Raw genomic sequence first — 261 nt, 5'->3', positions numbered from 1 at the left:
TCTTGCCACGTTCGTCAGCTTCTATCGCGACTTCAATCGTTAATACGATCGTACGGTTGATATAGGCTATCTGGAGATTTTCATCTAAATCGTTTTCTGAAGTTAAAACAGACTCGATAATGCCATTATCGGTCCCCTTAAGCCGTTCATGAACACCAAGTTGGTTCAGAAAGGCATTGGCATATGTAGCAACCTGTTCATTGAAGCGAAATGACTGGGTTAATGAGAAAACTTCGGCTCCACTATTTTCTTGAACTTTCA

At 41.0% G+C, this 261-nt stretch carries 1 protein-coding gene; it reads right to left on the bottom strand.

The window, feature by feature from the left end:
• Positions 1 to 261: hypothetical protein (locus tag IQR33_RS17050; RefSeq protein WP_193843879.1), on the bottom strand; the 261-nt coding region annotated here is incomplete at both ends.

It is taken from the genome of Vibrio sp. OPT46, from assembly GCF_015163535.1.
GTDB classification, from domain to species: domain Bacteria; phylum Pseudomonadota; class Gammaproteobacteria; order Enterobacterales; family Vibrionaceae; genus Vibrio; species Vibrio alginolyticus.
Note: the sequence above shows the minus strand (reverse complement) of the source record. Positions and strands in the feature narration are given on the sequence as shown.